This is a genomic window from Brevibacillus sp. LEMMJ03 (assembly GCF_007197875.1).
Classification (GTDB): domain Bacteria; phylum Bacillota; class Bacilli; order Brevibacillales; family Brevibacillaceae; genus Brevibacillus; species Brevibacillus thermoruber.
In genome coordinates, this window is sequence record NZ_VKJN01000006.1 from 119781 (window position 1) to 144283 (window position 24503).

A 24503-nucleotide genomic window follows, 5' to 3' on the forward strand; every position below is an offset into this window, starting at 1 on the left:
CTGCCTGGCAGCGATGACCTGCTTGACGTCATCCGTGAACAGCCTGGCCGATCCCGCCCCGAACCGCCTCCCAGAGCGTTTCGGACAGCGTCGGATGAGGCGCGATCACGTTCTCCGCCGCCTCGGCTGTCATTTCCGTGTGCAGCAGCAGCGCAGCCTGGCCGATCAATTCGGTTGCCCGCGGCCCCACCAGGGAAATCCCCACGATTTCATGATAGCGGGGTTCGATCATGACCTTTGCCTTGCCGGCTGTCTCCTGCAAGATCTGCGCCCTGCCGTTGGCCGCAAAGGGAAACTCGCCGACCAGGATCTCCCCGTAGGCTTCCCGCGCCTGCCGCTCTGTCAGTCCGACAGAGGCCACTTCCGGCGAGGTGTAGATGCAGCGCGGCACCGCGCGGTAATGGACGGTGCGGTCCCCTCCGCAGATGTTGACGGCGCTCACCTCTCCTTCATGAAACGCCACGTGGGCGAGCTGGATCCCCCCGATCGCATCGCCCGCCGCGAAAATGTGCGGCAGGTTGGTCTGCATCCGCTCGTTCACCTCGATCCCGCGCGAAGTGACGCGCACCCCGATCCGTTCCAATCCCAGACCGGCCACCCGGGGCCTGCGTCCGATGGCCACGAGAACGGCATCTGCGGCGACCTCGATCAGGCCCGCCGGTGTGCGTACCCGCGCAGTTCTCGTCGTGTGATCCAGCGCTTCCACACGGCTGCCCAGATGGACGGTGACCCCCGATTGCTTCAATCCCCGCTCCAGGACGGCGGCAATGTCTGCGTCTTCGCCGGGCAGCAGTTGGTCTGCCATCTCGACGACGATCACTTTGCTCCCCATCCGCCCGTACAGCGAAGCGAATTCACAGCCGATCACGCCGCCGCCCACGATCAGAAGCACGGGCGGGGCCGCGTCAAGCGACATGGCGTGACCGCTGTGCAGGATCCACTCGCCATCGAACGGCGCAAACGGCAGGGCGACGGGCTCCGCGCCGCTGGCGATGAGAAAGCGGTCCGCTTCCAGCCGCTGTTCGCCGTCCGTCCGCTCAATGCGCAGCCGGTGCTCGTCGATGAATGCCGCCTTCCCGCGTATGACCTGCACCTGGTTTTTCTTCATCAAGTGATGAACCCCGCTGGTCAGCCTGCGCACAATGCCCTGCTTGTACGCCTGCACGTTTTTCCAGTTGACGCGGGCCGCTTCCGCCGGCACGTCGATGCCGAAGCGGCCGGCGCGCTGAACATGCTGGTACATCTCTGCCGACTCCAGCAGCGCTTTGGTCGGCATGCAGCCTTCGTTCAGACAGGTGCCGCCCAGTTCCTTTTCCTCGATCAGGAACACCCGTTTCCCCAGGCGTGCGGCGGTGATGGCCGCCACGTACCCTGCCGGGCCTCCGCCAATAATCGCAACGTTTTGCATGTGGGTGTCCTCCCTAGAGCAGCAGGCTGTACGGCTCTTCGAGATAGCGCTTCACCGCCGCCAGGAATGCCGCTGCCGGAGCGCCGTCCAGCACCCGATGATCAAAGGTCAGCGAAAGCGGCAGCATGCTTCGCCGCACAAGTTCGTCGCCGACGAAGACAGGCGTATCCCTCACGGCCCCGACACCGAGAATACCCGTCTCCGGAGGGTTGAGGATCGGGGTAAAGGTTTCCACGCCGTATCCGCCCAGATTGGTGATGGTGAAGGTGGAGCCTTTCATCTCATCCGGCGCGAGCTGGTTTTGGCGGGCGCGAACCCCCAGCGACTTGATCTCCCTGGACAGTTCGGCAAGCGACAGCTTCCCGGCCCGCCTGATGACCGGCACCACCAGTCCTTTTTCCAGGGCGACGGCGATGCCCAGATGAACCTCCTCGTACCGCTCGATGCGATCGCCGAGAAACGCGCTGTTCATCTCCTTGCGGCGTGACAGGGCCAGCACCGCCGCCCTGGCGATCAAATCGGTGACGGTCAGCTTCACCCCGTAGCGGTCCTGCAGTTCGCCCGACACCTGTTCCTTCATCCGCAGCAAGTCCGTCACATCGGCATGCGCCGTCATGGTGAGCTGGGCGCTCTGCATCAGGCTGTTTTGCATCCGCTCGGCAATCACCCTGCGCATTCCCGTCACCGGGATGTGTTCGGCACCCGTTTCACCAATTGGCCCCTCGTCCGCCGCTGCCTGCCCGGCCGGCGCGTTTCCTTCGTTCTCCCTCGCCGCCAGCGCCGCCTCGATATCTTCCTTGGTAATGCGTCCCTGCGGACCCGATCCGGCGATGTTCGTGTAGTCCAGCCCGGCCTCTTCCGCCATTTTGCGGGCCACGGGCGAAATCTTGACGCCCTCCCGCGACCGGGCCGGTGCTCCTGTCGCGGCTGTCGCAGACGTCGTCGGCTCCGCAGCCGCCAGCGACGCGGCCGATTCCACCTGCGCAGCGGCCGACACCGCCGCGGGCACTGCCGCTGCCGTCTCGTTCGGTTGGCCTACCACGCCCAGCACCGTGCCGTAGGGAACGACGCCTCCCTCGGCAACGTCAATGCGCAGCAGGACGCCATCGGCCGGTGCTTCCACTTCCATTTCGATTTTTTCCGAGCTGATCTCGACGATGCCCTCTCCCTTTTTCACGGCATCGCCCGCCCGTTTTTTCCAGGCGATGACGGTTCCCTCCACCATCGCCATGCCCAGTTTGGGCATGATCACTTCATGAGCCAAGCCGATCTCTCCTCTCCCTGCTTCAAAGTCACCCAGAAACGAGCCGGGAGCCCCCGGCGCGGCTGCCGCGCCGAACCGGACGCTCCCGGGCGATCAGTTCCTTGCCGGTCCCGCTCTCTCCGGTGATCAGGACGGCCAGCGGGCTCCGCCACCATTCCGCAGCGATTACGACACTGCCGCGATGGAAGCGTCTCCGATCAGTTCCGAGACGGCCTCCACCACTTTTTGGGGCGAAGGCAGATACAATTCCTCCAGGACCGGCGAGAACGGCACCGGGGTATGCGGCGCGGTGATCCGCTTGATCGGCGCATCCAGTGTATCGAACCCCTTGTCCGCCACCAAGGCCGCGATATCGGTCGCAATGCTGCATCGCGGATTGGCTTCGTCGATCACGATCAGGCGATTGGTCTTGGCGACCGACGCGAGGATGGTGTCTTCGTCCAGCGGCGAGAGCGTGCGCGGGTCCACCACCTCTGCCTCGACGCCTTTTTTGGCCAGTCGCTCGGCCGCCTGCAGCGCCGTCTGGACCTGCTTGCCGATGGCCACGATCGTCACGTCGCTGCCGGCCCGTTTGATGTCCGCCTTGCCGAGCGGGAGGGTGTAATACTCTTCCGGCACGTCACCGGTGGTGTTGTACAACGTCTTGTCTTCAAAGAAAATCACCGGGTCGTTGTCCGCGATGGAAGCGAGCAGCAGCCCTTTGGCGTCGTACGGGGTGGACGGGACGACCACCTTGATGCCCGGAATGTGGGTAAACATCGCGTACAGGCTTTGGGAGTGCTGGGCGGCGGCGCCAAAGCCCGCGCCGTGCATGGTCCGAATCGTGACGGGCACCTGCGCCTTGCCGCCGAACATGTAGCGGAACTTGGCCCCCTGGTTCATCACCATGTCGAGACAGCTGCCGATAAAGTCGTTGAACATCAGTTCCGCGATCGGACGCAGGCCGGTCGCCGCGGCTCCCATGGCCGCTCCGATAAAGCCGGCTTCCGTAATCGGCGTGTCCAGCACCCGCTCACGGCCAAACTCCTGCACCAGTCCCTTGGTCACGCCGAGCACGCCTCCCCAGGCTTCGTCATCCTGCAGATGGTCCACCTGCGCGCCTCCGGCCACGTCTTCACCGAGCAGGATGACGTTTTCGTCAGCCCGCATGGCCAGCTTCATCGCTTCGTTGATGGCGGCAGAAAAGCTGATTTTTCTCGTCATGATTTCATCCTCCTTCCTTAGTAGGACACATACACGTCGGTCAGGAGTTCGCTCGCATCCGGATACGGGCTTTCCTCCGCGAACCGGATCGCCTCCTGCACGGCCGCTTCCACGTCGCGCTCGATGCCGCTGATCTCGTCGGCGGTCAGCGTCTGCGTGGCGAGAAGGTGCCTGCGGAACAGGGCGATGGCATCCCGTTCGTTGAGATGTTCGGCCTTCTCTTCCTCCGTTTTGTACTTTTGGGCGTCTCCTTCGAAATGGCCGTAATTGCGGTAGGTGATGCACTCGATCAGCGTGGGACCTTCGCCTCTGCGGGCGCGGGCAATCGCTTCTCCCGCCGCGCGGTAAACGGCCAGCACGTCCTTGCCGTCGACGACCACGCCGGGCATGTTGTAACCGCTTGCACGATCGGCAATACGGGTACAGCTCGAGGCGTACGTGAATGGGGTTGCCTCCGCATACCCGTTGTTTTCCGCCACGAAGACGACCGGCAGCTTCCAGATGGCGGCCAGGTTCAGGCCTTCATGGAAGGTTCCCTGATTGTTGGCTCCGTCGCCGAAGAAACACACGCTGACCGCGCCGCTCTTTTTCACCTTGGCCGTCAGCGCCGCGCCGCAGGCGAGCGGGAATCCTCCTCCCACGATTCCGTTGGCGCCGAGCATGCCTTTGTCCAGATCGGCGATGTGCATCGACCCGCCTTTCCCTTTGCACAGACCGGTGGCTTTGCCGTACAGCTCCGCCATCATGCCGTTCAGGTCGCATTCCTTGGCGATGCAGTGACCGTGGCCGCGGTGCGTGCTGGTGATGCTGTCCTGCTGGTTCAAGTGGGCGCCAACCCCTACCGCGATCGCTTCCTCTCCCGCGTACAGATGAACGAAGCCCGGCAGTTTGCCCTGCCCGAACAGCAGGTGAACCGCATCTTCGAACTGCCGGATCTCCACCATCTTCCGGTACATCCATCTCGCCTGTTCGCTGGACAATACCTGTTCTTCCGCTTGTGTCGCTTTCATCGCTTACGCCTCCCATCGTGATTTCCTGGCAGCGAAACCGCTCGTGCCTCCTGACTGATTGCAACCCCCGTGCCAGCCGGAAGGTCGCGCAAAAAGCGAGCGGCGGCGCGGATTTTCCTCTGCGCCGCCGCTCCCCGCTTCCGCACCGAGCGGCACCGGATGGGACACGTTCCCAAATCGTCCCGTTTTGTCTCATGCGCGGTGTGCGTGCGGACACAAAAAAACGCCGGTTCATGTCAAACCGACGCTGCCGTTTCGCGCCCTCAGCGCGGCAAGCGACCGCTTCGCGTCTGCTTCCAGCGAGGCGGGGCAGGCGTTCATCTCCTCCAGCGTCCCCAGCCCGGCCAGCACGTCCCGCACCCGACCGGCAAATGCGCCCGCTCCCCCGCTCATGCCCAGCTCGCTCAGGCTGGCCATCCGCTCCGGCACCACGCGGGGAAAGGCACCTGCCGGCGCGCCTTCCCCGGCCATCCGGTAAAAGTCTCGCGCCGCCTCGCCGTATGTGCGGCCGCTCCCTTCCGTCAGGACAAACGCCTGCACGACGACCGCGCGCGTGAGACGCCGCTGGGCAATCCCGCAGAATTTGAAGCCGTCGATGCTGAGATCGTAGGAACCGGGACAGTAGGCTCCCTCCACTTCTCCTGTTTGCACCCGCTTTCCCGTCGTGCCAAGGGCCTCTCGAATCAAGGCCGCCATGCGCTCGAAATGCGGTTCGGGGGTTAAATCATGGGCGGGAGCGGGCATGACCAACGACAGGTTCACGACCCCGCCGTCGAGCGGAACCGCCGCTCCGCCCGAGTGCCTGACGGCCGTCTGGCACCCCCGCTCCCGCAGCAGCCGGACTGCCAGAGCCGCATTCGGCAGCTTCGCGTCCCGCGCTCCCAGCACCATCGCCCGCCGATGCCTCCAGAGATGGACGAGTGGCGGCACCGGTTCTGTTTCCCGCGCCGCCAGCCGGGCGTAGGCTTCGTCTATGCTGAACGGAACCAGAACGTCCCCGGATTGGATGGATGCGGCCGTATTGAGCATGCGGATGACCGGCATTGGATTCATTGGGTTCCTCCTTGCAGCTACAACTGATACTTTTTCAGCTTCCGGTAAAACGTGCTGCGGGGGATACCCAGCATCTCCGCCGCCGCTGAAGCGCTCCCGTTGCTCTTTTCCAGCGCCCGGACGATCACGTTCTTCTCCAACTGCTCCCGAAACGTGAGCGGGGGGCGCGGGGAAGGGGGCGTCGCTGCGGATTGCGGGGGCAGACCCGGTGAACATTCCGGCTGAACCGCCTCCGACAGAAAACGCTTCCATTCTTCACGTGGCGAAACCCTCATCCGTTCCAGCACGTTGAACAGTTCCCGGATATTCCCCGGCCAGTCATAGGCAAGCAGCTCCTCCATCACGTCTACCGGCAGTTCAAGCGCAAAGCCGTTCTGGCCGCAATAGTGACGGATGAGAAACGGGATATCCTCTTTTCGTTCCCGCAGCGGCGGAACCGTGACCGGCAGCACGTGCAGCCGGTAATACAAATCCTCCCGAAACGTTCCTTCCTTCACCAGTTGACGCAGATTGCGGTGGGTGGCGGCGATGACGCGGACGTTCACCGGGATCTCCTCCGCGCTCCCGATCGGGGTGACCTTCCGTTCCTGCAGCACCCGCAACAGCGCCACCTGCATCGCGTGCGGAATCTCGCCGATCTCATCCAAAAACAGCGTGCCGCCGTCCGCCTGAGCCAGCTTCCCTCTGTAGCCGCGGCGCCGGGCTCCGGTAAAAGCGCCCTCTTCGTACCCGAACAATTCGCTTTCCATCAGCTCGCGCGGCACCGCTCCGCAGTTCACCGCCACAAACGGCCCCTCCGCCCGCGGACTGCTGTCGTGAATCGCCCGGGCGATCAATTCCTTCCCCGTTCCGCTTTCTCCATAGATCACGACGTTGCCGTCCGATGGGGCAATCCGTTCGACTTCGCGCAGGGTGAACTGAAAGGTGCGGCTCGTGCCTGCCTCTCCGCGAAACCGAACCCGGGAGACGGCACGGCCGGTCGCATGCGGACGGACCCGGGTCTCGCTGCGGATCAGTTCGATCCGGTATCCGATCAGCCCTCCGTGCCGCAGCGAGAACAGGGGGATCTGAAAGCCTTCCCGAAAGCCGGCTTCCCGCACATGATCGCGGGGCGCTTCCGCCCAGCCTCGCACCGCCTGCCGGACGCCGCGGCTGGCGTACACCACCCGCTGATCCTGATTGCAGACGACCCAGAGGCGCTCCCCTTCGTCCGGCTCCTCCACCGCCAACCGCATCAGTTCCAGTTCATCCCGCTGCCTCTCTTTCATCCACTCCTGCTCGATCAAGCAGGCCAGCGAGGAGACCGTGGCCATCATCTGGGGATGGCTGCGGGCCAACGGAGCGGAGACATCCACCACCCCGATCAAGGTTCCGTTTCCGTCCCGGATCGGTGCCGCCGAACAGCTCCAGGAGTGAGACGCGACCGAATAGTGCTCCGTACCGTTGATCATGATCGGCTCGCCCGCCATGAGCGCCGTGCCGATCGCATTGGTGCCCACCTCGTCCTCCGTCCAGCGAACGCCTTCCCGAAAATTGATCGCGTGCGCCTCCCGAAGCGTTCGCTGTTCTCCCTGCATACTGAGCACGTAGCCTTCCGGATCGATCACCAGGGCAATCATGCCGACATCGCGAATAAACGGAGACAGCCGGCTGATCTGCGGCAAGGTCAGCTCCAGGAGGCGGCGGCCTTTTTCCTTTTGCAGCTCCCAGGCTTCTCCCTCCAGGATCATCCTCCCTTTTCCCTCGTACGGATTGACTTTCCCGTTCTTGCAGCGATGCCACGATTCCGAGATTCGTTTGTTGAGTCGCGCCGAGTCCAATACACCTTCTTGAACAAAACGTTTCCACATGCGCAGCGAAACGCTTTCCTCAATCATGCATCCTCCACCCTCCGCTCCCCGAATCTATCCCGCTGTCCTTAACATTATATTGAATTTTCAGTTTTTTCAAGAAGATATAAAACCAGACATGGGGTGAGAACCGATCGCGGACGCCTCAAAAACGGCCGTCCTTCCCTGCGGAAAAGGCGGCCGTGTCCCCTTACAGCAATCGCGAAATCGCATCCAGCACCTGTTCTTTTTGAAACGGCTTGACGAGAAAGTCCCGCGCGCCCGACTTCATCGCTTCCAGCACTTTTTGACGGTGGCCGATCGCGGAGCAGATCAGCACCCGTGCCTCCCTGTCGTACGCCAGAATCTCGCGCATCGCGTCTATGCCCTGCATCTCGGGCATGCTGATGTCCATGGTGACGATGTCCGGTTTCAGCTCCTTGTACTTGGCGATCGCTTCCATCCCGTTGGCGGCTTCCCCGCACACCTCATGCTCGCCGGCCACCATGTCGGCCAGCATCCGTCTCATAAACGCCGCATCGTCCACAATCAACAAACGGGCCACGCACCTTTTCCCCCTTGAACGGTCTCGCACTTTCTCTTTTAACTTTTACAGAAAACGCAGGACTTGTCCACGAAAGAAATTGGCTGTTTTTGTCGAACGGCCCGTCATGTCCCTTATCGGCCGGTGGTAAAGCCGATCGGCCGCTCCGCATCTCCCGCAGAGGCGAGCGGGCTGCCCGGTTTCGGATGGGGCGTGGTCTCGCCGATCTCCGGCAGCTCCACCTGCGTGACCTCGTCCGGGATGTCCACCTGGGGAATTTCCACAATGTCCTTTTCCATGAGGATCCTCCTTTACCCAACGTATTGCCGGTGTCATCGGCGTTCCCCGTTATCGTTCCCCGAGCGGCCGCGGCCCATTCCCCGCCGCATGTTCCGCGGACGGTTGGACATACTTTGAAAGGCAGGCAGCCTCTTCTTGCCTCGATGCGACGAATCTTACACGAATCTTATCGGAGGAGATGCAACGATGCAGCACAATCAATACTCGCCCTACGCCCGCCCAGAGCAGGCGCCGTTTTTTCCCCTGCCGCAGCCTTCCCCCGAAGGGACACGGCAGGCGTACATCAGCCATCCCGCCTACTCTGAACAGATGACGGCCTACCACAATCAGGTTTCTCCCGCCGCTCTTGCCTTCCACGGGCAAATTCCCCCGCAGGCGATCCAGTCGCTCGGCTCATACCCGAGTACCGCTCCCGCCCAAGGGGGGCAGGCGTACGTCAACGTCAACCCGCTTCCCTACAACGAAAAGACGACGGCCTTCAACAACCAGGTATCCCCTGCCGCTCTCGTCTTCCAGGGGCACATCTCCCCCGAAGCGCTGCAGTCGCTGAACCAGTACCACAACCCTTACGCCGCTCCGTACTCGCCCGTTCCGCTGGCTCCTCACGCCGCACATGCGACGGAAAACCAGAACGCGCTGCACCGGGGCCATCGCTTCTAGCCCATAGGCCGAACGTATCGCCAAGCCCGCGCCATTTTGCGCCGGGCTTTCTTCTTTTTTCCAAAGGAAGGATTTTTGGCCTGTACTGTAGAAGTGTGTTCAATTACGTTTGTTTTTTCAGGAGGAACGAGTCATGCCCAAACTGCAGCCGTTTTCCGCCCTGTTCGTGGGCCTGGTCATCGCCCTGCTCCTCTTGATCACCAGCCAGTTTATGACCAGCATGACACACCTGCAGCAGTTCAACGAAACCGGCAGTTCCAAGAACAAGCTGCGGGTGGCGCTCCTTTTGGAAGGGCCCACGTACGATCAGGGCTGGAACAGCAGCGCGCTGGAGAGCCTGACGGAATTGAAGAAAACGTACGGGTTTTCCCTGGAAGTCGCCAGCAATCTGAAGCCGGACCAGCTTACAGCCGTGACGCAGCAGTACGCCTCCAACGGCTTCGATCTGATCTTCGGTCACGGCGTCATTTTTTCCGAGCCGTTTACCAAGGTCGCTCCCTTCTACCCGGAGACGCGTTTTGTCTCCTTCAACGGGGAAGCGGTCCATCCCAACCAGACGACGATTCGCTACGATATGAAACCGGCCGGCTTTCTCGTCGGGAAACTGGCCGCCACCATGACCAAGACCCGCAAGGTCGGCTATATCATGACGGACAAACCGACCGAGTACGATCAATGGGAAGGCTTCCAGGAGGGGGTCAAGAAAACAAGCCCGCGCACGCAGGTGATCGTCGAGAAAGTGCCTGATTTCAACGACGTGGCGGGTGCCACCCGGGCCGCCCGGAGCATGATTGCCAAAGGCGTGGACGTGATCTACACGACCGGCGACAGCTACAATCTGGCGGTCATCACGGAAGCGCAGCGGGCCGACATCTACGCCATCGGCTACATCGCCGACCAGCGCTACATCGCCCCCAACCACGTGCTCGCCTCGCTGATTCAGGACGTCCGGCAGTGCTACCGAACCATCATGGCCCAGTACACCGCCGGCAAACTTCCCGCCGGAAAGGTCACCTACGGCCTCGCCGAGGGCGTAAACCGTTTCAGCCCGTTTGGCCCGATGGTGCCGCCGGAGATACGCGACGAGATGCAGCAGGAATTTGAACGCCTTACTCATCATCGCCAGCAATAGGTGGAGGATAGTCTACATGTCTCCGTTTCGAAACTTGGGGTTTCAGAAAAAAATGATGCTCAGTTACCTTGTCATGATGCTTCTGATCGGCTGTGTCACCACGCTGTTCAGCTACCAGATGACCAAAGTCACCACGGACGAGACACACCTGACGCAGAACGTGCTGCCGCAGGCGAGCGGCCTGCTTGACGTCAAAAACCAGTTGTACATGAAAACGTACGCGCTGAAAATGTACACCATCACCCGGGAGCCGTCCTATCTGGACGAGTACTACACCAATCTGATCGACACGTCCCGCTTCGAATCCATCCCCAAGACGGACGCCAACAGCGACCTGTTTGCCATCATCGAATCGATCAGCGAACTGGATTTTCTGTTCTTGAACAAAATCAACCCGCTGCTGAAAGCCAACAACGTGGAGGCGGTCAGCTACGTCCTCTCCCAGGAAGTGCAGCCGCGCATCGACAAGCTGGAAAAGCAGCTCACCTTTTCGCTCAACCGGCTGGAATTCCAGACGAACAAGGAGTTTCAGCGGACCAACGAGAGCCTGAAAGTCTCCCTGATCCTCACCTATTCAGTCTCCGTGGCCGCCATCCTGTTCGGACTGTTCTGCACGTTCTACTTCCGCAAAGAGCTGCTCCGGCCGATCCAATCGCTGATCCGGCAGGTGCGCGAAGTGTCCAAAGGCACGTTCGGGCAGCAGATCATCTACAGCACCCGGGATGAGTTTTACGAGCTGGCGCAGGAGTTCAACCGGATGTCGAGCAACATCGCCCGCCTGTTTCAGCAGGATGAAGCCCGCCGCCTGGTCCTGGAAGAGGAGAAAAACGTGCGCGAGCAGATCCTGAACTCGCTGCCGGTCGGGGTGATCACCCGCCACTATCACTCCGCCTGGGTGCACATCAATCAAAAGGCGAACGAGCTGGTTCAACTGGACAAGAACTACTTCCCGCAGACCGACGATCCCACCGTCTGGGAACAATCGCCGGACACGGACGAGGCGCCGTGGTTCGAAAACCGGAAGATCACCCTGTACAAGCAGGACGGCAGTTCGTTCACCGCGCTGGTCTCCTACGTGCCGCTTCGGAACCAGTACAACCGGGAAGCGGGGTGGATGGTCACCTTTACCGACATCACGGAACAGGAAAAGGTGCAGGAGTACCTGCACCAGTCGGAAAAGCTGGCCATGGTCGGCCAGTTGGCGGCCGGCGCCGCCCACGAAATCCGCAACCCGTTGACCGTCATCTACGGCTTTATTCAACTGCTCCAGCAGCGCCTCCCCGACGAGGAGCGCGACCGCCACTACCTGCCGCTCATCCTGCAGGAGATCGAGCGGGTCAACCGGATCGTGACGGAACTGCTGATGCTCTCCAAGCCGTCACAGCCCAACTACCGGGAAGTGGCGCTGGCCCAGGTACTGGATTCGATTCTCCCGCTGATGAAGGCGGAAGCGACGCTGCACGGCATCGAAATTGTCGACCTCTGCGACAAGGAGACCCGCATGCCGGTGGACGTGGAGCAGTTGAAACAGATCTTGCTCAACCTGATGAAAAACAGCATCGAAGCGATGCGGCAGGGCGGCGTCCTCACCGTGGAAAGCAGGGTGGACGAGACCCATGTGAACATCCACATCCGCGACACCGGCGAAGGCATCCCGCCGGAGCATCTGGGCCGGATTTTCGATCCGTTCTTCTCGCTCAAGGAGGACGGCACCGGCCTGGGGCTGCCGATTACCCGGCGCATGGTGGAAAACCACGGAGGCGACATGCGCATTTTCAGCAAAGTGGGAGAAGGGACGGAAATCGTCATCTCCCTCCCGATCCGGCCGCGCGCCCTGCAGGGCAGCGCTTAATCCCGGGCGACGCCGTCCAGCCAGGCAAACATCCGCCGGGTGTACGTCTCCATCCGCTCTCCCTGGAACAGGTGGCTGGCTCCTTCCACCAGCCACAGCTCGCAGGGTTTGCCGTATCGCCGCAGCGCGTCCGCCAGGCGAAGGGCGTGCTCCACCCCCACGTTTTGGTCCTCTGTCCCGTGAATGATCAGCACCGGGCAGGCGATCTCCGCCGCCCGGTAGACGGGCGACCGCCAGCGGTACGCCTCCGGCTGCTTGCGCGGGTGGCCAACGACGCGGCGGAGCATGCGCCGCAGGTCGACCCGCTCCTCGTAGGTGAGAAACAGGTCGCTGACCCCTCCCCACACCACCGCCGAGCGGAGCCCGGGACACTCGATCGCCGCCAGCAGCGCCATGATCCCGCCGCGGGAAAACCCGTAGACGCTGATCCGCTCCCGGTCCACGCCCGGCATCGCGTGCAGCAGCTCGTAGGCGGCGAACACATCGTGCCGGTCCTCCCCGCCGAACTCGTCCCGTCCCTCGCCTCCTTCGCTTCCGCGGTAGTGCGGAGCCAGCACCACGTAGCCGAACGACGCCATCTGGCTGATCCGCTCCGGCCTCACCCTGCCGACGCCCTTGATGCCGCCGCGGCAGTACAGCAGCGCCGGAAGTTCCGCCGCTTCTGCATCGGGAACAGCCAGAAGCGCTTTGACGCGCAATCCCTGGCTGAGATAGGTGACGGTGTACAGCCGGACGCCCGGCTGGACGGACGGTTCGGGCTGCACCTCCAAAAACGGCGCGCACGCCATTTTGTCTCCTGTTTCCACACTGACTCCTCCTCGTCCTGATGACGTTCGTTTTGCATAAGATGCCCCGCTTTGCCTCCCTCGCCTGCCGGGCATGGCGAAAATGCAAAAAGGGAAGAAGGAACGGTGTCCGGTCCTTCTTCCCGATATGTCAAACCCGTATCAACAAGGCTTTAATAGCCGCGTTTGGCGTTCTTTTTGTTGATGGTAGCAAGGTTCTCTTCGCTGTGCTTCAGCCAACGCTTCAGTTTGTCCTCGAAGGAAGCAGAACTGTCCCGTCTTGTGTTTCCTCCGCGGTCTCCTCCGCGATGGCCACCGCCGCGGCGCTCGTCGCGTTCGCTGCGCTCCGGCGCAGGCAGTGCAGCGCGAACCGAAAGCGAGATTTTGCCTGCATCATCAATGGAGAGTACTTTTACCTTCACCTGATCTCCCACGGAAAAGTGATCGTTAATGTCCTTTACAAAACCGTTTGCTACTTGGGAAATGTGGACCAGCCCCTGCTCGGTTTCGCTGACTGCTACGAACATCCCAAACGGTTTAATCGCTGTCACTTTTCCCTCGATGATGCTTCCCACTTGTACTGCCATTCAGTTTGCACTCCTTTTATCATTTCCCAAAAGTGTAAGAGAACCTCTACCAGAAGCCTCATTTCATAAGTATAGCAGAGAAAATCAAATACTGAAAAGCCTATTCTTTGCCGCAGCACACCGGCCGGCAGAGGTGAAAAACGATAGAGTGAAGGGCGCTTGGGCCCGTGTCCGGCTCGTGATTTCCCCCGTAATAGGATGGATGAGCCGCTCATCTTTTATCACGCCGTTTTTGTCCGGGCCGCACCCTCGCGAGAACGATCAGCAGCAGCATCATGCACGCGCCGCTGGCATCCAGCACCACGTCGGCCACCTGCCCCGTCCTGTCCGGCGTAAAGGTTTGATGCCACTCGTCCAGCACCGCAACCGCCAGCGTCAAGAACGCGCTCCACGGCAGGGCGACCGCAAACGGTGCGAAGCGGCGCAGCACGCGGTACCCGATCAGGGCGAGCAGGGCAAAGGTGGCAAAATGCGTTCCTTTGCGGAGGAAAAATTCGATAAACCCGTCGGTGCCGCTCTCCTCCACGCTGATCTTCTGTTTCCCGTAGCGGAACGACACGTCCTTCAGACGTTCGCCCACCGCTTGTTCGTCGATGAAGCGGGAGATGGTTCCGCGCATGTCCTGTTGGTAGTAAGGCTGGGACGACGAAACGTACAAGCCGGCCAATATGGCGACCAGCAGCAGCACGTCCAGCAGCCGTACGAATGTCTTCACGCTCTTCTTCCTTTCGCGGGGAATGTTCCGCTTCCATTGTACCAGAAACCCGCGCGGCGCACGCCGCGGAATGTCACGGATGGGCGTCGCGCGCCGTCACCGGCAGCGGCTGAAAATCCTCCTCGGTCAGCTCGTGCCTGTCCCGTACGGGGACGGCCTCCTCCGCACGCTTCGCCAATCGTTCTTTTTCCTGCCGTTTTTGCTCCCGCGCATCCCGGCGGCGGACCTGTTCATTTTCCCACCAGGCATGCAGCCGGCGGCGCAGTTCCGCAAGCGACACCCCGGCGCGGCCAGCCAGCCTCTGCTCGGCGGCGTGCTGCATCGCCGGCACGAGGACGAGAACGGCGTAGGCGGCCAGGAGCAGGCCCGCCAAGAGAGCGGCGGCAAACGAGGCGTGAAGGCCGGCCCCTTCCGTCCACCCAGCCGCCAGCGGCAGACAGGCGGCGGCCGTCGCCGCCAGAACGCACACCAGCGGACGGAGCGCCCGGCCTGTCCCAGCCCGAATCCCGTCGAGGACGGACGGAGCGCCGCCGCCCGCGCGGAACAGTTCGTCCAGATGGATCAGCGCCTGCTGCGTCATCACGGCGCAGGCGGCAGCGATGCCGTACACGCCCATCAGGTTGAGCGGCCGATCCAGCCAGAGCAGCCCGATCGTCACCCCTCCGGCCAAAACGGGCAGCAAGGCGAGCGCCACCACCCCGTCCCGCAGCCGCCGGTGCAAAAGCAGGCTGAACAGGAGCACCGCGGCCGCCGCCCCGGCGACCGCCAGCACCCGTCCGGCCGTGTCCGTTTCGTCGGCTTCCGCTTCTTCCAGCTTGCGCCATTCATTTGCATTGAGGATGGCGTAGCCCTCCGGAATGGTGATCTTCTCCTCCATGCTGCGCGGAATCCCGAACGACAAGCCCTCGATCCACTCCGGCATGGAGACGGCGCTGCTCAGCTTGAACACGTACATGCCGTCGACGCGGCGGTAGACGGGCGGTTCTTCGGCAATCGTCCACTCCGTCAGGTCGCCCAGACGGACGGCTCCCTGCGTCGTGCGGATCAAGATGTGTTTCACCTGGTCGGGGTGCTCCATCCACTTGTCAGGAAAGCGGGCGGTTACCGGCACCGCCCCGGTGTTTCCATGCAGGGTTCCGGCCTGCTGCTTTCCGAGATAGGCGGCCAACTGCCGCTTGATCTCCTCTTCCGTCACGCGGTAGCGGACGAGCATCTCCGGTTTGGGGCGGATGGCGATATACGTCCCCGTGCCGCCTTCGCCGAGGCGCTCGTCGGTGATGAGCTCCCGCCCGTCATCATCCGTCCACCTCAGCTCCTGCAAGTAGGCGACCATCTGCCCGGCGATCTCCCGGGCGGTGTGCAGGGACGGCCCTTTTACGGTAAACTCCAGTCTCGTCTTCTGGTCCTCCGAGAGCACCAGGGCAAACGGATCGGTGCCGGGGATCTCCCGCAGCCGTTTGTCCAGCTCTTTTTCCAGTTCCGTCCGCGTCCGGGTCCAGCGGCTCTTGTCGGCCAGTTTCAGATGAAAGGTAAGCCGCTCCCGACTGGCTGTCGTGTACAGGTCGCGCACCTCCTCCAGTCCGCGAAGACGCTCTTCCGCCTTCCGGGCGGCCCGAATCGCCTCATCCAGCGTGCTGCCCCTGACCATCTCCAGCGACAGCGTCTTCTCCTGCCCTTCGGTTTTCCCGTACGGTTCCGTCAGGACAAACGCATGCAGCAGCACGACGGCCGACAGCGAGAGCGCCACGGTGATCCCGTACGGCAGAAAGCCCTGGTCGACGGAGCGCTCCCAACGGTTCTTCAGGAAGCGGCCCACTCTGCCGCCCATCAGGCTGCCCGCCGAAAGCCGCCCCTCTGCGGTCCGTCCGCCCGCCGCGCCGTCCGGCAGCCATCGAGCGGCCTGCACCGGCACGATAAACCCGTACACCAGCAGCATGGACAGCGTCCCCAGCAGGAGAACCGGCAGCGCGTCATACAGGAGAGGCAGGTCGGCCGCTTTGAGAAAGTCGGTCACCATCAGCGCGCTCCAGCCGGCGGCACAGACGACGACGGCCAACAGCAGCGGCTTCATCAGGGACCGGGCCTCGCGCAGGCAGAGCAGCGGCGACAGTCGCCCCGCTCCGGCCAGCCGATGGATCAGTGCCGCTCCCGCCCCGATGTACAGCAGGGCGAAGACGGCTGCCGGGCCGAGCGAGGTCAACGTCAGCGGCATACCGCTCAGCCACATGCCGCCCAACAGCGCTCCCACCGCCAGACACGCCGCGTACAGCGTCAGCAGGGCGGCCGCCGCGCTGCGGAGCGAAACGCCGAGCATCAGTGCCGCGCCCAACGCGGCCATGGCCACAAGCCAGCCGATGTCGCGCAGCGCAGCCGTCAGCGCCTGTGACCGGTCTTCCACCGGATCCAGCGTGTACCTGCCCGCTGCCTGTTCGTTCCACTCGGCCACGGCCTGCTCCACTTCGGCCCTGACGGCGGGAACCTGCGCCGCTTCCGTCGCGAACACGCTGATCCCCACCGCCGGTTCGCCGCGATAGACCGTGACCTCCTCCCCTTTGCTCCCCCGCAAATCGCGCACCTCGGCCAGTTCTTTCAGCGGCACGTATCCCTTCTCCGTGGCGATCAGCTTTTGGCCCAGCTCCTGGGGGCCCGACAGTTGGCCTGTCCACTGGAAAGAGGTCCGCTCACCGCCTGTTCCGACCGCGCCCACCTGCTCGTCCGCGCCGACGCCGCGCAGCTGCCCCAGCACATCCCCCGGCGTCAGGCCGTAGGTCAGCAGCATGGAGGGGCGAAACACCAGCTCCACCTCTTCCCGGACGCTTTGGTCCTCCACCTCCACGCGGGCCACGCCAGGGATGGCGGCCAGTTTGTCGTACACCGCGTAGCGGGCCGCGTCGGCCAGCGTCTGCACGTCCGCACCGTGCAGCAGGTAACGGCCGATCTGTCTGTCGGCCAGGTTGGCCTGGCTGAGACGCCAGCCGTTTACCGGCAGCCGTGCTGCCGCCTCCTGCAATTTGCGCTCCAGCCGCTCTTTGTAGCCGCTGTCCGGCAGCCCCGGCGTCTTCACCGTGAGCGTCGCCCCTCCCATCCGGGATTCGGAGCTGATGTGCACCCCGGCGTCCAGTTCGCGGACGGCATCCTCCACGGGCCGGGTCACGGACTCGTCCACCGCTTCCGCCGACAGACCGGGCGCCTCCAGGGTGATGACGTACTCCGGCAGGGGGCGGTCGGGAAGCAGCGCGACGTCCATCCTGGCAAGGGCGCCGACGGCCAGCAGGCAGCAGACGAGCGCCAGCAGCCGGGCCAGCGCCGGCCACGTCGAAGCGAATGTGCGGTTACTCATCGGCCACCTTCACCACCTCACCGTCCGCCACGTAGGAGATCCCGGAGCTGACAATCTGGTCGCCCGGCTCCAGCCCTTCCAGGACTTCGTAATAGGGACCGTACACATTGCCCACCTTGACGGGCGTTTTCTTGACGGTGTTGTCCTTGATCGCCATGACGTAATAGGACTCTTCGGAGATGCCGACACCACTCGCGGGCACCAGCACTCCCCCGTTCGGCTTCACCTGGTAGCGGCAGGTGACGGTCATGCCTCCTTTCCAGACGCGCTCCTGGCCGCTGATCGTCACCTCCACCGGATAGGTCCCTGTCCCGGAATCGATCACCGGCGCCACGAAGCTGACCGTCCCCTCCGTCTCCGTGCCGTCCGGCGCCTGCACCGTCACCGTTTTGCCCACGGCAAAGCTGCCGATCTGCTCGCCGGTCACCTGCAGCTTGACCAGCCAGCGGGAGGTGTCCACCAGGCGCATCACCTCGCTGCCCGGCCCCGTCTGCTCCGACTCCGCCTGCGATATCGACGCCACCACGCCGGCAAACGGCGCTTTCAACACGGCATCCGCCGCCTCCTGCCGGGCCCGCATCAACTGTACACTGGCCTGCTGCACTTCGGCGTTGGCCGCTTCCACGTCCAGCTTGTCCGCTCCCTTCAGCAGATTGTCGTAGCGGATCTGCTGCTCCTCCAGGTCCAGCTTCGCCTGTCGTTCGCGGAGAGCCAGGCTGTCCAGCTCGTCTTTGGAAATGGCGCCGTTGGCGTAGAGCAGCTTTCCGCGCGCGTGCTCCTCCGCCGCCTGGGCAGCCGTCTGCCTGGCCTTTTCGAGCTGTATCTTCTGCGCCTCCACCTCGTGCTGCGCCGGTCCCTGCAAGGCCTTCGCCCGGCGAATGGCGGCGCTGGCCACCTGCCCCTGGGCCGCGTTCACCTCCTGCTGCCACACGGACGTGTCGAGCGCGGCCAGCGTCTCGCCCTGCTTGACCACGCTGCCCTTTTTCACAAAAATGGTGGCAATCCGGCCCGATCGGCCAAACGAAAGCGGCAGTTCCTTGAGCGGCGCCACCACTCCGGCGATCTCCTGGGTCAGGCCGTCCTGCTGTTCGACCGTGTAGGCTTTGACCGTCTTCACCTTGATCACGCCCTCTTCTTCCAGGCGCTTCAGGCTTTCCACGCTTTCCTCCAGTTTTTCGCACCCGGCAATCAGCAGGGCAGCGAGGGAAAGCCCTATCCATTTTTTCATTCCATCAACCCCCACCCCGGACTCGATATGCCGAAACATGAACAGAAAATGGCACATTATATTTTACAGAAAGGCTCTTACTTGCGCCACTTTTCTGTCGATTTTTACGATTTTTACTCTCGTCCGCCGCCGCGCTCTGGTATCATGGTGGAAAAGGCGGAATTCCCCCTGCTTTTCAGCCGATCGCCGCTTCTGGTAAGATGGAGGTAGTCCGCTTTTGTCAGCGCTTTCATGCGTCGCTTTTTCTCAATATTTCGAATGGTGGGAGTGAGCTTCATGGCAAAGATCTACTCGTCCTATGCGGAAATCGTGGAAGACATCCACGACGGCGCCACCCTGCTGGTCGGCGGTTTCGGTCTGGTGGGCATCCCGGAGAACCTGATCATCGCGCTTCGCGACAAGGGCGTGAAGAACCTGACGGTCGTCTCCAACAACTGCGGCGTCGACGACTGGGGGCTTGGTCTTCTGCTCAAGGAGAAGCAGATCAAGAAAATGGTCTCGTCCTACGTGGGGGAAAACAAGGAGTTTGAGCGGCAGTTCCTCTCGGGAGAACTGGAAGTGGAACTGACGCCGCAGGGGACGCTGGCCGAACGCATCCGGGCCGGCGGGGCCGGCATTCCCGCATTCTACACGCCTGCCGGCGTCGGCACCCCGATCGCCGAAGGGAGGGAAACCCGCGTGTTTAACGGCAAGGAGTACCTGCTGGAACACGCCATCACCGGCGACTTCGCCCTGATCAAGGCATGGAAAGCGGATAAGATGGGCAACCTCGTCTACCGCAAAACGGCCCGCAACTTCAATCCGATGATGGCCGCGGCCGGAAAAATCACCATCGCCGAAGTGGAAGAGATCGTCGAAACAGGTGAGCTGGACCCCGATCAGATTCACACCCCCAGCATCTACGTGCAGCGTTTGATCCAGGCCCCGTCGTTTGAAAAACGGATCGAACGGCGCACGGTGCGGCAGTAATTCCACCAAAAGGAGGATGCAGTGATGGCTCTTACGCGTGAACAGATTGCGATGCGCGCCGCCCAGGAAATCCAGGACGGCTTTTATGTGAACCTGGGGATCGGCATGCCCACCCTCGTCGCCAACTACATTCCGGAAGGGAAAACGGTCGTGCTCCAGTCGGAAAACGGCCTGCTCGGCATCGGTCCCTACCCGACGGAAGACGAAATCGACCCCGACCTGATCAACGCTGGCAAGGAAACGGTCACCGCCATCCCCGGCGCCGCCTACTTCTCCAGCGCGGAGTCGTTCGCCATGATCCGCGGCGGCCACATCGACCTGGCCATCCTCGGCGCGATGGAAGTCTCCGCCGCAGGCGACCTGGCCAACTGGATGATCCCCGGCAAAATGGTCAAGGGCATGGGCGGCGCAATGGACCTGGTCCACGGGGCGAAGCGGATCGTCGTCATCATGGAGCACGTCAACAAGCACGGCGAACCGAAAATTTTGAACGAGTGCTCCCTGCCGCTGACCGGCAAACGGGTGGTCAACCGAATCATCACCGACCGCGCCGTGCTGGACGTCACCCCGGAAGGGCTGGTGCTGACAGAGGTGGCGGAAGGCTACACCGCCGACGACATCCAGGCCTGCACGCAGCCGAAGCTGATTGTCTCCCCCGACTTGAAAACGATCACGCCGTGAAGAACACCCATGTGAGAACCAACCGGACCCGTCCCTTCCCGCGGACGGGTCCGATTTTCTGTTCGGAGCGGGTTCGCTGCCCGTCCGGGAAACCGTATATAATACGAGGTGTGAACAATCTTGACGGAGAGGTGATGCGTTATGTCCAATACGCTCGGCTGCCTCGTCCTGCACGGCTTTGCCGGCGACATCCGGGACGTGCTGCCGCTGGCGCAGGCGCTGCGGGAAGCGGGCTACCATGTGGAGTGCCCCACCCTGGAAGGACACGGCGCGGATCGGCGGCGGCTGGCCCAAAGCACCCGGCACGACTGGCTGCGCTCCGCCGAAGAAGCGTACAAACGGCTGGCCATGCGGGCCGACCCGATCGTCGTCATCGGCTTTTCCATGGGCGGCCTGCTCGCCTTTCACGTCGCCAGCCGCCATCCCGTCCGCCTGTTGGTTACGATCAACACCCCGTACCATTACTGGGAGGTGCGGCAGGCCCTTCGCAATCTGCGCGAGGATTTTGCCACCCACTCCCGCCGCTACGTCAACAGCCTGGTGAAAATCCCGCTGCGCAGCATGCTGCAGTTTCGCCGCCTGCTGGCGGAGACCAAGCCGCTTTTGCCGAACATCCGCGTCCCGTACGTGCTGCTGCAGTCCAGGCGGGACGATACCGTGCGGCCGTCAAGCGCGGAGCATCTGGCCAAAAGCGTCGCCGCCGAAGCCGGCGCCCGCATCACCTGGTACGACAACTCCGGCCACATGCTGCTGCACAGTCCGGACCGGGACGACGCGATCGCCCGCATCCTGGACGCCATTCGCGAACACAGTCCGGCGTCAAGGAACAGCGCGGGCGGCGAATCCGAGTAAGCGCCCCTGCTCGAAGGCCGGAAGAAACGTGACGAACAGAATGGCAGTCCAACCGGTTGCGATTCAGTCCAACACCTTGTTATCTCTGGCCGCATGCGCCTGCCCCGCCCGCCCGGACCAGGCGGCCGCCATCGCCAGCAGGAAGCCGGCGGTTCCCGCGTACAGCCCGTTCAGGCCGAACCAGCCGTCTGCCCAAAACGCGAGCAGCGGTCCCGCGGCGGCGCCGAGATCGGTCACCACCGAGTAACACGTCAGCAGCGAAGCGCCGTTGGCCTGCCGGGACGCTTCGTCTGCCGCCAGCGTGTCCATCACCGTGGTCAGAACCGTGCCGGTAAGCTGTATCCCCATGAGCACGCCCAACCAGATCGCAAAGGGCAGCGGCGCGGCTGTGAGGCCGAACAGCACCGCAGCGGCCAGCACCGCCCCGACCAGCATCCGCCGCCGCCCGCAGCGGTCCGACCACCTGCCGAACCACGGCGCCGCCCACGGTTCCCAGACCCAGCGGGCTCCCTGCACCACTCCGGCCACGACGGCCGAGCCCACCACCATCCCTCCGATCACCGTGAACGGCTGCCGAAGGTCGATCAAGCGGCTCAGCGTGGAAGCCAGCATGCCTTGGTAGCACATGGCGACAAACATCCCCGAGGCCATGGTCAGCGCCACGCTCCCCGTCCATCGGAGCGACGGCCGCACGGCTGCGGGGGACGCATCGCCGCTCCGTCTGGTAAAGGATGAGGGGATGAAGACGTAGACGAGGACGAACGCCACCAGCGACACCCCCGCCAGCAAAAAGGACGTCGTCCGCAAGCCCAACCAGGCGACCAGCAGGGGGCCGGCCAGCATGCCGCCCAGGCTGCCCAGCCGGTACAGCCCGTTGTACAGCCCCATGAAATGGCCGCGATTCCCTTCGTCGGAGACGCTGACGATCAACGAATAGGCGCCCAACCGCAAGAAGGTCCAGGCCGCTCCCCAGAGGCAGCGCATCAAAAGCCACAGCCAAAACCCCTGCAGCCCGTACGAGGCCGTCGTCACGAACGCCAGGAGCACGGCGATCGTCAACCCCGACCGGCCGCCGGTGCGCTCATACCATTTGCCGATAAACGGTCCCAGCGGCACCCGCACCAGCCGGTTGACCGAGAGCAGCACCCCCACTTCCCAGAGCGCGTCCAGTCCCGCCTCCCGCCAATAGAGCGGCAGCGCCACGTACAGCATGGAATCGCCGAGCAGGCACATGGCCGTCACGAGAGCCAGTGTGATAACCTGTGTCTTGCCGTTTTTGCCTCTCATCGCAATCTCCTTTGCCGGATCGAATCTATATGCTTTACACTACAAAGGAGATTCCCAAAAATCCAATACATGTTAGCATCAAACTCATAAGCAATGGTTATGAATGGAGGGAGATGATGAACCTTCACTCGCTGCGGATCTTCGTGAAAGTGGCGGCGCGGGGCAGCGTGACCGCCGCGGCCGATGCGCTATCCATCAGCCAGCCGGCCGTGACCGCGCACATCCGCAAACTGGAACGGGACCTGGACATCAAGCTGCTCGCGCCGCAGGGGCGGGGCATTGCGCTCACCCCCGAAGGACGTTTTCTGTATGAGAAAGCCCGGCGGATTTTTGACTGGGAACGGGAGATCGAGTCGCAGTTGGAGGAGATCAAACAGGGCAAGCGGGGAAAGCTGCGGGTGGCGTCCACCTTTCTCCCCTCCCATTACCTCCTGCCCAAATGGCTGGCCGACTACAAACAGCAGTACCCGCAGGCGGACGTGGAAATCCGCGCCGGAAACTCGCAGCAGTCGCTGGAACGTCTGCTCCGCTGTCAGGCCGACCTGGCCGTGGTCACCAACGAGTCGTGGGACGAACACCTGCCCATCCGGCGGCGGCACATAACGGATGTGGCATTCTGGTTTATCGTCCCGGCCGGTCATCCGTTTGCCGGCCGGACGGTTTCGTTGGAGGCGCTGATGCGGGAGCCGTTTTTGCTGCGGGAAAAGGGCAGTTCCACGCGGGAACGGCTGTTTTCCCTCTGCCGGGAGCACGGCGTCTCCCCGCCGAAAGTGGGCCTTGAGTACCACGGCCTGATCGAATCGATCCAATCCGTCAAGGCGGGGTACGGCACGATGCTGGCACCGGAACCGGCCGTCCGCGAACTGGTGGAAAGAGGCGAAGTGGGGCGGGTGTTCGTCGACGGCGTGGCGATCAAACGGCCGGTCTACGTCTGCACCCGCGAGGAGGATGGCGGCCTGCGCCCCTCCGCCGCCCGGTTTCTGGAGATGATCCTGCCGCCCTGCATGCAGGCGTGGAGATGAGAGGCGGGGGCCGCCGCCGTTCCAATCGGCAGACAGGGTTGATGGATTTCCTGTCATTGTTACAATGGAAATAGCAGGAAATGACTCGTCACGACAAACATACCTGCTTGATTGGGGGATTCCGATGGAACATTACGCGTTGTTTGTGCTCATGTCCGTCCTGCTGATCGTCCTGCCCGGTCCCGATACCGGCGTGGTGACGCAAAATACCGTTTTCCACGGGCGAGCAGGCGGGATGAAAACGGTTCTGGGCAGCACGTCGGGACTGCTGATTCACACCCTGGCCGTGGTCTGCGGCATATCCGCGATCCTGGTGAAGTCCGCTTTTCTCTTTTCCGTCATCAAGTACGTCGGGGCCGTCTACCTTCTCTACCTGGGGCTTGTGTCGCTGTGGTCGCTGCGGAATCAGGAAACCGCGGCTGTTGACCGGCCATATGCCAAACATCAAAGCAAATCCCCCTTTCTGCAGGGGTTTTTGACCAATGTGCTCAATCCGAAAGTGGCCGTCTTCTTCCTGACGTTCCTTCCACAGTTTGTAAAGCCCGGCAGCTACGCGTTTCTGCAATTCTTCGCCTTGGGCTTGACCTACACGCTGCTCACGGTCGCGTGGTTTTTCCTGTATGTCCAGTTCATTGACCGGATTCGCGCCTGGATGAAAAAAGCGTCCACGCAGCGGGCGATTCAAGGGATCACCGGCCTTGCGCTGGTGGCGTTCGGCATCACGCTGGCCCTGGAAAAGCGCCCGTAAGACCGCGGGCCGCTCCGCCTTCCTCCATTTCCGG

At 62.8% G+C, this 24503-nt stretch carries 23 protein-coding genes; 8 read left to right on the plus strand and 15 right to left on the minus strand.

All coding sequences use genetic code 11. The features are described from left to right. Positions 1-28: 28 nt before the first annotated feature. The 9 genes from lpdA to FOI68_RS23410 all read right to left on the minus strand — a co-directional run bounded on the left by lpdA (position 29) and on the right by FOI68_RS23410 (position 8610). A complete protein-coding gene (gene lpdA / locus FOI68_RS09995; protein ID WP_065067258.1) occupies positions 29-1408 on the minus strand; it encodes a dihydrolipoyl dehydrogenase in 1380 nt (459 codons plus the stop codon). 13 nt (positions 1409-1421) lie between these two features. Beyond that, complete coding sequence (locus FOI68_RS10000) at positions 1422-2672, minus strand: dihydrolipoamide acetyltransferase family protein (RefSeq protein WP_143863022.1); 1251 nt, start codon at positions 2670-2672, stop codon at positions 1422-1424. A 28-nt stretch (positions 2673-2700) separates the two neighbouring features. After that, the gene (locus FOI68_RS24230) at positions 2701-2919 is read right to left on the minus strand and encodes a sigma 54-interacting transcriptional regulator (RefSeq protein WP_370512118.1); all 219 of its coding nucleotides are present in this window, start codon (positions 2917-2919) and stop codon (positions 2701-2703) included. Beyond that, a complete protein-coding gene (locus FOI68_RS10010) occupies positions 2838-3875 on the minus strand; it encodes an alpha-ketoacid dehydrogenase subunit beta (protein ID WP_029098272.1) in 1038 nt (345 codons plus the stop codon). Before FOI68_RS10010 ends, FOI68_RS24230 begins: the two co-directional genes overlap by 82 nt. Positions 3876-3892: 17 nt before the next feature. Then, positions 3893-4885 carry a thiamine pyrophosphate-dependent dehydrogenase E1 component subunit alpha gene (locus FOI68_RS10015; protein ID WP_029098271.1) on the minus strand — a complete coding sequence of 331 codons (993 nt, stop codon included), beginning with the start codon at positions 4883-4885 and terminating at the stop codon, positions 3893-3895. 231 nt (positions 4886-5116) lie between these two features. Beyond that, complete coding sequence (locus FOI68_RS10020) at positions 5117-5938, minus strand: lipoate--protein ligase family protein (RefSeq protein ID WP_143863025.1); 822 nt, start codon at positions 5936-5938, stop codon at positions 5117-5119. Positions 5939-5955: 17 nt separating this feature from the next. After that, the gene (locus FOI68_RS10025) at positions 5956-7815 is read right to left on the minus strand and encodes a sigma-54-dependent Fis family transcriptional regulator (protein WP_143863026.1); all 1860 of its coding nucleotides are present in this window, start codon (positions 7813-7815) and stop codon (positions 5956-5958) included. 163 nt (positions 7816-7978) lie between these two features. Further along, positions 7979-8332: a response regulator gene (locus tag FOI68_RS10030; RefSeq protein ID WP_029098268.1), complete on the minus strand. Its 354-nt coding sequence runs from the start codon at positions 8330-8332 to the stop codon at positions 7979-7981. Between the two features lie 113 nt (positions 8333-8445). After that, entirely contained in the window at positions 8446-8610 is a 165-nt protein-coding gene (locus FOI68_RS23410; protein WP_185973918.1) for a hypothetical protein, read from the minus strand. Positions 8611-8797: 187 nt separating this feature from the next. Here FOI68_RS23410 and FOI68_RS10035 point away from each other — a divergent pair, with 187 nt between their 5' ends. From FOI68_RS10035 to FOI68_RS10045, 3 genes are all read left to right on the plus strand, one after another. Beyond that, positions 8798-9271, plus strand: a complete 474-nt coding sequence (locus tag FOI68_RS10035; protein WP_143863027.1) for a hypothetical protein — start codon at positions 8798-8800, stop codon at positions 9269-9271. A 133-nt stretch (positions 9272-9404) separates the two neighbouring features. Beyond that, positions 9405-10403 carry a BMP family ABC transporter substrate-binding protein gene (locus tag FOI68_RS10040; protein WP_029098266.1) on the plus strand — a complete coding sequence of 333 codons (999 nt, stop codon included), beginning with the start codon at positions 9405-9407 and terminating at the stop codon, positions 10401-10403. Between the two features lie 16 nt (positions 10404-10419). Then, entirely contained in the window at positions 10420-12255 is a 1836-nt protein-coding gene (locus FOI68_RS10045; protein WP_044899933.1) for a sensor histidine kinase, read from the plus strand. On the opposite strand, the gene FOI68_RS10050 is transcribed toward FOI68_RS10045, so the two are convergent. The 5 genes from FOI68_RS10050 to FOI68_RS10070 form a co-directional block, all read right to left on the minus strand. Then, on the minus strand, positions 12252-13043 hold the full coding sequence (locus FOI68_RS10050; RefSeq protein ID WP_029098264.1) for an alpha/beta hydrolase family protein: 792 nt from the start codon (positions 13041-13043) through the stop codon (positions 12252-12254). The genes FOI68_RS10045 and FOI68_RS10050 overlap by 4 nt on opposite strands. Before the next feature lie 170 nt (positions 13044-13213). After that, positions 13214-13627: a S1 RNA-binding domain-containing protein gene (locus FOI68_RS10055; protein ID WP_143863029.1), complete on the minus strand. Its 414-nt coding sequence runs from the start codon at positions 13625-13627 to the stop codon at positions 13214-13216. Positions 13628-13838: 211 nt separating this feature from the next. Further along, positions 13839-14342, minus strand: coding sequence for a VanZ family protein (locus FOI68_RS10060; protein WP_143863030.1), 504 nt, complete (start codon positions 14340-14342; stop codon positions 13839-13841). A 73-nt stretch (positions 14343-14415) separates the two neighbouring features. Then, positions 14416-17682 (minus strand): efflux RND transporter permease subunit, encoded by a 3267-nt coding sequence (locus tag FOI68_RS10065; RefSeq protein ID WP_143863032.1) that lies wholly within the window; start codon positions 17680-17682, stop codon positions 14416-14418. Next, complete coding sequence (locus FOI68_RS10070; protein ID WP_143863033.1) at positions 17675-18910, minus strand: efflux RND transporter periplasmic adaptor subunit; 1236 nt, start codon at positions 18908-18910, stop codon at positions 17675-17677. The genes FOI68_RS10065 and FOI68_RS10070 overlap by 8 nt, the downstream gene beginning before the upstream one ends. Before the next feature lie 276 nt (positions 18911-19186). Between FOI68_RS10070 and FOI68_RS10075 the strand changes: the two genes are divergently transcribed. From FOI68_RS10075 to FOI68_RS10085, 3 genes are all read left to right on the plus strand, one after another. After that, complete coding sequence (locus tag FOI68_RS10075) at positions 19187-19879, plus strand: CoA transferase subunit A (protein WP_029098260.1); 693 nt, start codon at positions 19187-19189, stop codon at positions 19877-19879. A gap of 24 nt (positions 19880-19903) precedes the next feature. Next, a complete protein-coding gene (locus tag FOI68_RS10080) occupies positions 19904-20560 on the plus strand; it encodes a CoA transferase subunit B (protein ID WP_029098259.1) in 657 nt (218 codons plus the stop codon). A 141-nt stretch (positions 20561-20701) separates the two neighbouring features. Beyond that, entirely contained in the window at positions 20702-21412 is a 711-nt protein-coding gene (locus FOI68_RS10085; protein ID WP_029098258.1) for an alpha/beta hydrolase, read from the plus strand. Positions 21413-21475: 63 nt separating this feature from the next. Here FOI68_RS10085 and FOI68_RS10090 read toward each other — a convergent pair whose 3' ends face one another. Next, complete coding sequence (locus FOI68_RS10090) at positions 21476-22699, minus strand: MFS transporter (RefSeq protein ID WP_143863035.1); 1224 nt, start codon at positions 22697-22699, stop codon at positions 21476-21478. Between the two features lie 116 nt (positions 22700-22815). Between FOI68_RS10090 and FOI68_RS10095 the strand changes: the two genes are divergently transcribed. Further along, a complete protein-coding gene (locus FOI68_RS10095; protein WP_143863037.1) occupies positions 22816-23721 on the plus strand; it encodes a LysR family transcriptional regulator in 906 nt (301 codons plus the stop codon). A 124-nt stretch (positions 23722-23845) separates the two neighbouring features. Then, positions 23846-24469 carry a LysE family translocator gene (locus FOI68_RS10100; protein ID WP_143863039.1) on the plus strand — a complete coding sequence of 208 codons (624 nt, stop codon included), beginning with the start codon at positions 23846-23848 and terminating at the stop codon, positions 24467-24469. Positions 24470-24503 lie beyond the last annotated feature (34 nt).

Coding starts and splice junctions, on each gene's coding strand:
- FOI68_RS10035 (WP_143863027.1), top strand. CDS start 8,798: ATGCAGCACAATCAATACTCGCCCTACGCCCGCCCAGAGCAGGCGCCG.
- FOI68_RS10015 (WP_029098271.1), bottom strand. CDS start 4,885: ATGAAAGCGACACAAGCGGAAGAACAGGTATTGTCCAGCGAACAGGCG.
- FOI68_RS10085 (WP_029098258.1), top strand. CDS start 20,702: ATGTCCAATACGCTCGGCTGCCTCGTCCTGCACGGCTTTGCCGGCGAC.
- FOI68_RS10080 (WP_029098259.1), top strand. CDS start 19,904: ATGGCTCTTACGCGTGAACAGATTGCGATGCGCGCCGCCCAGGAAATC.
- FOI68_RS23410 (WP_185973918.1), bottom strand. CDS start 8,610: ATGGAAAAGGACATTGTGGAAATTCCCCAGGTGGACATCCCGGACGAG.
- FOI68_RS10040 (WP_029098266.1), top strand. CDS start 9,405: ATGCCCAAACTGCAGCCGTTTTCCGCCCTGTTCGTGGGCCTGGTCATC.
- FOI68_RS10025 (WP_143863026.1), bottom strand. CDS start 7,815: ATGATTGAGGAAAGCGTTTCGCTGCGCATGTGGAAACGTTTTGTTCAA.
- FOI68_RS10020 (WP_143863025.1), bottom strand. CDS start 5,938: ATGAATCCAATGCCGGTCATCCGCATGCTCAATACGGCCGCATCCATC.
- FOI68_RS10045 (WP_044899933.1), top strand. CDS start 10,420: ATGTCTCCGTTTCGAAACTTGGGGTTTCAGAAAAAAATGATGCTCAGT.
- lpdA (WP_065067258.1), bottom strand. CDS start 1,408: ATGCAAAACGTTGCGATTATTGGCGGAGGCCCGGCAGGGTACGTGGCG.
- FOI68_RS10090 (WP_143863035.1), bottom strand. CDS start 22,699: ATGAGAGGCAAAAACGGCAAGACACAGGTTATCACACTGGCTCTCGTG.
- FOI68_RS10100 (WP_143863039.1), top strand. CDS start 23,846: ATGGAACATTACGCGTTGTTTGTGCTCATGTCCGTCCTGCTGATCGTC.
- FOI68_RS10095 (WP_143863037.1), top strand. CDS start 22,816: ATGAACCTTCACTCGCTGCGGATCTTCGTGAAAGTGGCGGCGCGGGGC.
- FOI68_RS10050 (WP_029098264.1), bottom strand. CDS start 13,043: ATGGCGTGCGCGCCGTTTTTGGAGGTGCAGCCCGAACCGTCCGTCCAG.
- FOI68_RS10070 (WP_143863033.1), bottom strand. CDS start 18,910: ATGAAAAAATGGATAGGGCTTTCCCTCGCTGCCCTGCTGATTGCCGGG.
- FOI68_RS10055 (WP_143863029.1), bottom strand. CDS start 13,627: ATGGCAGTACAAGTGGGAAGCATCATCGAGGGAAAAGTGACAGCGATT.
- FOI68_RS10065 (WP_143863032.1), bottom strand. CDS start 17,682: ATGAGTAACCGCACATTCGCTTCGACGTGGCCGGCGCTGGCCCGGCTG.
- FOI68_RS10075 (WP_029098260.1), top strand. CDS start 19,187: ATGGCAAAGATCTACTCGTCCTATGCGGAAATCGTGGAAGACATCCAC.
- FOI68_RS10010 (WP_029098272.1), bottom strand. CDS start 3,875: ATGACGAGAAAAATCAGCTTTTCTGCCGCCATCAACGAAGCGATGAAG.